The sequence below is a fragment of the Streptococcus cristatus genome (genome assembly GCF_001588905.1).
Classification (GTDB): domain Bacteria; phylum Bacillota; class Bacilli; order Lactobacillales; family Streptococcaceae; genus Streptococcus; species Streptococcus cristatus_N.
On record NZ_LAWH01000010.1, the window covers coordinates 57,698 to 63,801 of the forward strand.

Annotated in this window: 6 protein-coding genes; 3 read left to right on the top strand and 3 right to left on the bottom strand. The window is 44.0% G+C overall.

Going from position 1 to position 6,104, the window contains the following annotated elements:
* Positions 1-39: 39 nt before the first annotated feature.
* Both A0765_RS02190 and birA read left to right on the top strand, forming a co-directional pair.
* A complete protein-coding gene (locus A0765_RS02190) occupies positions 40-1,041 on the top strand; it encodes a LacI family DNA-binding transcriptional regulator (protein WP_062004426.1) in 1,002 nt (333 codons plus the stop codon).
* 14 nt (positions 1,042-1,055) lie between these two features.
* Positions 1,056-1,991, top strand: a complete 936-nt coding sequence (gene birA / locus A0765_RS02195; protein ID WP_062004427.1) for a bifunctional biotin--[acetyl-CoA-carboxylase] ligase/biotin operon repressor BirA — start codon at positions 1,056-1,058, stop codon at positions 1,989-1,991.
* A gap of 82 nt (positions 1,992-2,073) precedes the next feature.
* Here the strand turns inward: birA and A0765_RS02200 are convergent, their stop codons facing one another.
* The 3 genes from A0765_RS02200 to dnaG form a co-directional block, all read right to left on the bottom strand.
* Positions 2,074-2,412 carry a metal-sulfur cluster assembly factor gene (locus tag A0765_RS02200; protein WP_005590236.1) on the bottom strand — a complete coding sequence of 113 codons (339 nt, stop codon included), beginning with the start codon at positions 2,410-2,412 and terminating at the stop codon, positions 2,074-2,076.
* A gap of 126 nt (positions 2,413-2,538) precedes the next feature.
* On the bottom strand, positions 2,539-3,651 hold the full coding sequence (gene rpoD / locus A0765_RS02205; protein WP_062004428.1) for an RNA polymerase sigma factor RpoD: 1,113 nt from the start codon (positions 3,649-3,651) through the stop codon (positions 2,539-2,541).
* A 2-nt stretch (positions 3,652-3,653) separates the two neighbouring features.
* Complete coding sequence (gene dnaG / locus A0765_RS02210) at positions 3,654-5,456, bottom strand: DNA primase (RefSeq protein ID WP_081108113.1); 1,803 nt, start codon at positions 5,454-5,456, stop codon at positions 3,654-3,656.
* Positions 5,457-5,593: 137 nt separating this feature from the next.
* Between dnaG and mscL the strand changes: the two genes are divergently transcribed.
* The gene (gene mscL / locus A0765_RS02215; RefSeq protein ID WP_061909123.1) at positions 5,594-5,980 is read left to right on the top strand and encodes a large conductance mechanosensitive channel protein MscL; all 387 of its coding nucleotides are present in this window, start codon (positions 5,594-5,596) and stop codon (positions 5,978-5,980) included.
* Positions 5,981-6,104 lie beyond the last annotated feature (124 nt).

The window sequence follows — 6,104 nt, forward strand, 5'->3', positions numbered from 1 at the left end:
TGAGGTATAATAGCCCATATAAGACAATAGGAGAAAAAAATGGCTACGATTAAGGATATTGCCCAAGCTGCCGGGGTCTCTCCCGCTACGGTCTCCCGCGTACTCAACTACGATCCAGCCATGTCAGTCAGTGATAGCACTCGTAAAAAGATTTTTGATATCGCTGAGCAGCTTAACTATAAAAAATCAAGAAAAAGGAAGCCAAGCAAGACTCAGGTCTACCGTATCGGGCTCATTGAATGGTACACTGAGCAGGAAGAGCTTGATGACCTTTACTACTACTCCATTCGCTTGGGTATTGAAAAAAAAGCCCAGGAATTGGGCTATGAGATTCTCAGAGTGTTTCAAAATGATTCTCTTGAGCAATTGAAAGACATTGATGGCTTGATTGCCATCGGCAAATTCAGCCCAGCTCAAATTCAGCAGCTGGAGCAGTACAGCAACCACTTGGTTTTTGTCGACAGTGATACGCTTAATGCAGGCCACAGCTGTGTGACGGTTGATTTTGAGAATGCAGTAAGGAAGGTTCTTGAGCACTTCATAAATGCTGGTTTTGACCAGATTGGCATGATTGCTGGCCAAGAAAGAACTTCTGACCAAGCTAGCCTTATCAGCGACCCTCGTTTGGCAAGCTTTCAGCAGTATCTGTCTGAAAAAGAAATTTATCAACCTGACTTGGTTAAGGTAGGCAGCTTTTCTTCGGAATCAGGCTATCAGATGATGACAGAGCTCCTTAGCGAGCACGAGAACCAGCTCCCGCCCGCCTTCTTCATCTCTAGCGATGCTTTGGCTATCGGTGCCTTGCGGGCTCTGCAAGAACACGGAATCCAAGTTCCCCAAGATGTCAGCATCATTTCATTTAATGATACCTCTATTGCTAAGTACATCTACCCCAGTCTCAGTACGGTCACCGTTTTTACAGAAGAAATGGGCAAGCAGGCTCTGCACATTCTGAATCAAATTTTAACATCCGAAGAGGACTCCATTCCCTATATGGTCAAACTTTCTACCAAGCTGACCATTCGAGAAAGCAGTATTTAACAGAGAAAGAACGAATGAAAACCTACGAACAATTATTTACCATTCTCAGCCAAGCTAACGATTACGTTAACGGAGAAAGTCTGGCCCAGACATTAGGCATTTCCAGGACCTCCATTTGGAAGGCCATTCAACGCTTGGAAAAAGAAGGAATCCAGATTGATTCCGTAAAAAATCGGGGCTATAAGCTCAAAGCGGGGGATTTACTAATCCCAGAAATCATTGAAAAAGAGGCGCCCATCAAAGTTTCCTTCAACCCCAACTGTCAATCTACTCAGATAGATGCAAAAATAGGTCTGGAGGCGGGTAGCGAAGCAAATACCCTTTATCTAGCTGCTGCTCAATCCGCTGGCCGCGGTCGCTTCGGCCGAGACTTTTTCTCTCCAAAACAAGGCGGCTTTTACATGTCCCTCCATCTCAAGCCCAACCTAGCTTTTGATCAAATCCCTGCCTATACCCTCCTGACAGCTGGAGCCATCTATCAGGCTGTAAAAAATCTAACTCTTATAGACATAGATATCAAGTGGGTCAACGATATTTACTACAAGGATAAAAAAATCGCAGGCATTTTAACGGAGGCTACTACTTCAGTCGAGACAGGCTTAGTCACAGATATTATTATCGGGGTCGGGTTTAATTTTTGCGTTAATGATTTTCCAGAAGAATTGCAATCTAAAGCTGGATCACTCTTTACAGAGCGAGCTCCTATCAGCAGAAATGAGCTGATTGCTGAAATCTGGAGATGTTTCTACGAAAGCGATCCCCAAGACCTGCTCTATCTCTACAAAAAGCACTCCCTAGCCCTAGGTCGCCAAGTAAGTTTCCAACAAAATAATCAAACCTATAAGGGAATTGCCAGCGATATCTCGGACAGTGGCCAACTTCTAGTCCAGTTGGAGAACGGCCAAAATATCTGGCTCAACAGCGGGGAAATTTCACTGACTAGCTGGTAGTTTGTATAAAATTGCATTCAAAAAGCACTTGATTTTCGTTTCAAGTGCTTTTCTGTATAGTCTTTCTTCCAGTATGATGTCGCTATTTAATCCCCAATGCAATCCGAGCATAACGACTCATCTTTTCCACTGTCCAAGCGGGGTACCAAACCAATTTGACTTCTGTCTTAGTAACCTCTGGAACATCTGACATGGCGTCATAAATCTGGTCAGTCAGAAGATCCGCCAGAGGGCATCCCATAGTGGTCAAGGTCATATCGATTTCCGTTTCTCCAGTGGTCTCGTCAAAACGGATCTCATAGATCAAGCCGAGATTGACAATATCAATTCCCAGCTCTGGGTCGATGACCTGCTCCAAGCTCTCCAAAATCCGTGTTTTAATCTTTTCAACTTCTTCGGGGCTGTATTTTTTTTCTGACATGCAATATCCTCCTTATAGATATGGCAGAAATTTCAAGTTAGCTCGAGGGGGCCTTTGTTTTCAGCTAGGTTTTCAGTCTTGACGCTTCCTGCTGAAAGATTTCTGCTCCTCGCTGCTCTTCATTTCTTAATCTTCGATAAAGTCTCTGAGTGGTTTGCTGCGGCTTGGGTGGCGAAGTTTACGTAGGGCCTTGGCTTCAATCTGACGAATCCGCTCGCGAGTGACATTGAAGACCTTACCGACATCTTCCAGTGTCCGCATTTTTCCATCGTCTAAACCAAAGCGCAGACGCAAGACATTTTCCTCGCGGTCTGTCAGCGTATCTAGGACTTCATCCAACTGCTCACGAAGGACGACACGAGTTGTGTAGTCGACTGGATTCTCAATCACTTCGTCTTCGATAAAGTCTCCTAGATGGCTATCGTCCTCTTCACCGATAGGTGTTTCCAGAGAAACTGGCTCTTGAGCAATCTTGAGAATCTCACGAACCTTGTCCGGCGTCATATCCATACGCTCAGCAATTTGCTCTGGTGTTGGGTCTTGACCCAATTCCTGCAAGAGATTGCGTTGCTCACGGACCAACTTGTTAATGGTTTCCACCATATGGACTGGAATCCGAATAGTCCGAGCTTGGTCAGCGATCGCACGGGTAATGGCCTGACGAATCCACCAAGTCGCATAAGTTGAAAACTTAAATCCTTTAGTGTAGTCAAACTTATCAACGGCTTTCATCAGTCCCATATTTCCTTCTTGAATCAAATCAAGGAACTGCATACCACGGCCGACATAACGCTTAGCAATGGAAACAACCAGACGAAGGTTGGCCTCAGCCAGACGCTGCTTGGCTTCCAAGTCTCCCTGCTCTACCAAAATCGCCAGCTCTTGCTCTTCTTCATTGCTAAGAAGCGGCACAACCCCGATTTCTTTCAGATACATGCGAACTGGGTCATTGACCTTGGCTGAATTGCTACCCAAGAGCTCTTCATCGGTCAGTTCTACTTCTTCCTCTTCAGCATTCAAGACACGCGCACTAGGATTTCCTTCCTTATCCGTGATAGAAATACCCGCATCCTGAATGCGTTGCAGCAAATCCTCAATCCCATCGGCGTCCAAAGTGAAAGGAATGACCAGCTGGTCATTGATTTCATCGTCTGTCGCTACACCTGTCTGCTTATGATTGCGGATAAATTCTGCAATTTGAACGTCTAATGTTGTTACTTCTTTTTGTTTTGTAGCCATACCTACTCCATTCTTCTTTTTTGTGCGATTAAGCGCTCCACCTCTAATATAGCGGCATTCTCATCTCCAGTATGCAAAGCTTCTCGAATTTTTTTGCTAATCAGCTGATTATTCTTACGAAGCAATTCGCGTTCTCTGGTCAGCTCAACTTCTGCTAACTCTCCGTCTTCCATCTCCTCTGGCAAATCTTCCTCCAACATCCGATACCAAAGTTGCTGGACTCTTTCCGGTAAGCTGGATAAATCCTGCGAGGTCACTTCACCATTGGCCAGTAAAAGCTCGTATAACTCCTGCAGTTCCGCCGTATCAAAGGCAAAATCTGTGCGAAGCCGATAGTTATTTAAAACCAGCGGATTGTGTACCATACGATAAAGGATATGGATTTCTGCCTTTATCAGCCGTGATAGCTGTTTAGACAGCGGAAGATCTACCAGTACAGGTCTTCTTAGAGATTCTGACTGCTGTCCGCTTCGACTACTTCGTTCAGCCAAACGGCTATTATTAACCGTGTTCTCTACCTGCTGGTAATCAAAATCCGGCAGCAACTCAGCCAACATATAAATATAGGAATTCTGAGCTGTAATAGACTGCGTCTGAGCAATAATTGGTGCCATTCGCTCCACGAATTCAATCTGAGCCTGCAAATTTTCAATATTATCCGGTTTGAGATAGCGTAAAAGGAACTCTACATCACTAATTCGCGTTTTAGTCAGAAATTGTTTCAATTCCTCGGCAGAATTTTTAGCAATAAATTCGTCCGGATCCATATTGTCAGGAAAGGAAACAATCTCTACCGACATATCCCGTAACTCTTCTAAAGCCTTGGCTGTCGCAGCCTGACCAGCCCTGTCTCCATCATAAGTCAGAATAATTTTCTTGCAATACTTACGCAGATGCTGGACATGCTCAGGCGTCAGAGCTGTTCCCATCGACGCGACTGCATTTTCAATTCCAGCCCGATAAGCCGCAATCACGTCCATAAAGCCCTCCATCAGATAGACTTCATGGCTCTTCTTGATAACCGGCTTGGCCTTATCCAGATGATAAAGCTCATAGCTTTTATTAAAAATAGGAGTACTGCGACTATTCTTATACTTGGCAGTCTGTGAACCAGCCTCCGAATCTTGCCAGATTCGACCAGAAAAGGCGACAACCTGACCTTTGTCATTGGTCAAAGGAAACATAATCCGGTTCTGAAAAGCATCATAGACCAGATTATTCTCTGCCAGATTAAAAAGACCCGAGTTCATGATAGTGGACTCATCAAACTTACCAGCCATACTCTTATGAAGATAGTTGCCTGCATTAGGAGCCAAGCCGATTTGAAAATGCTTAATGACCTCATCTGTCAGCCCACGATTGTAGAGATAAGCACGTGCTTCTTCTCCTATTTTGGTCGTCATCAGAACTGCATGGTAGAACTTCGCTGCCTCTGTATGAATATCGTAGAGTGCCTGATGCGGATGAGCCTGTCTCGGTCGATCTGCGCCAGCTCTCTCCATCCCTAAGGAAATGCCTGCTCTGTCTGCGACAATCTGAACAGCATCCATAAAGGATACGCCTCGGTAGTCCTCAATAAACTTGAAAACATCACCCGACTTGCCACAGCCAAAACAGTGATAGAACTGTTTGTCCTCTACAACGTTGAAAGAGGGCGTCTTTTCGCCATGAAAGGGACAAAGTCCCAAAAAGTTTCTGCCAGCCTTGGTCAAGGCTACTGTTTCTCCTATGACATCGACGATATTGACACTATTTTTTATTTCAGAAATCATTTCTTTATCCAATAGACAATACCTCCAATTCATCACAGAATATCACTCTATATTTTATAATAATTTGACGCAAATGTAAAACATTTGATAGGCAAGTAACTTGAAATAATTGCTTCTTTAAGCTATAATATAATCTCAAATATTAAATTATTTTTTGAAAGGAAAAGAAAATGTTAAAGGATCTTAAAGAATTTTTGCTACGCGGTAACGTGATTGACTTGGCAGTCGGGGTTATCATTGCGAATGCTTTCGGAGCAATCGTCAATTCATTGATTACTGACGTTATCACTCCCCTCTTCCTCAATCCAATTTTGAAAGCTGCAAACTTGAAGCAAATCGCTGAATTGAAATGGAACGGAATTGCTTATGGTAACTTCTTGAGCGCCGTGATCAACTTCTTGGTAATCGGTACTGTTCTCTTCTTCATCGTTAAGTCTGCTGAAAAAGCACAAAGCCTTGCTAAAAAGAACGAAGAAGCTGCTGAAGAAGCACCAGCTGGACCAACAGAACTTGAAGTTCTGCAAGAAATCAAGAGCTTGCTTGAAAAACAAAACTAATATCCAAACAGAGGCTGGGACAAAAGTCCTAGCCTCTCAATTGTCTTTGGATTGTCGAGCAAGACGCAGTGGTTGAGTGGGCTCTACTACGCTGATTTCATCAGCTTTTACAGCCCTACTCAAC

Coding starts and splice junctions, on each gene's coding strand:
- rpoD (WP_062004428.1), bottom strand. CDS start 3,651: ATGGCTACAAAACAAAAAGAAGTAACAACATTAGACGTTCAAATTGCA.
- A0765_RS02190 (WP_062004426.1), top strand. CDS start 40: ATGGCTACGATTAAGGATATTGCCCAAGCTGCCGGGGTCTCTCCCGCT.
- A0765_RS02200 (WP_005590236.1), bottom strand. CDS start 2,412: ATGTCAGAAAAAAAATACAGCCCCGAAGAAGTTGAAAAGATTAAAACA.
- birA (WP_062004427.1), top strand. CDS start 1,056: ATGAAAACCTACGAACAATTATTTACCATTCTCAGCCAAGCTAACGAT.
- mscL (WP_061909123.1), top strand. CDS start 5,594: ATGTTAAAGGATCTTAAAGAATTTTTGCTACGCGGTAACGTGATTGAC.
- dnaG (WP_081108113.1), bottom strand. CDS start 5,456: ATGAATTGGAGGTATTGTCTATTGGATAAAGAAATGATTTCTGAAATA.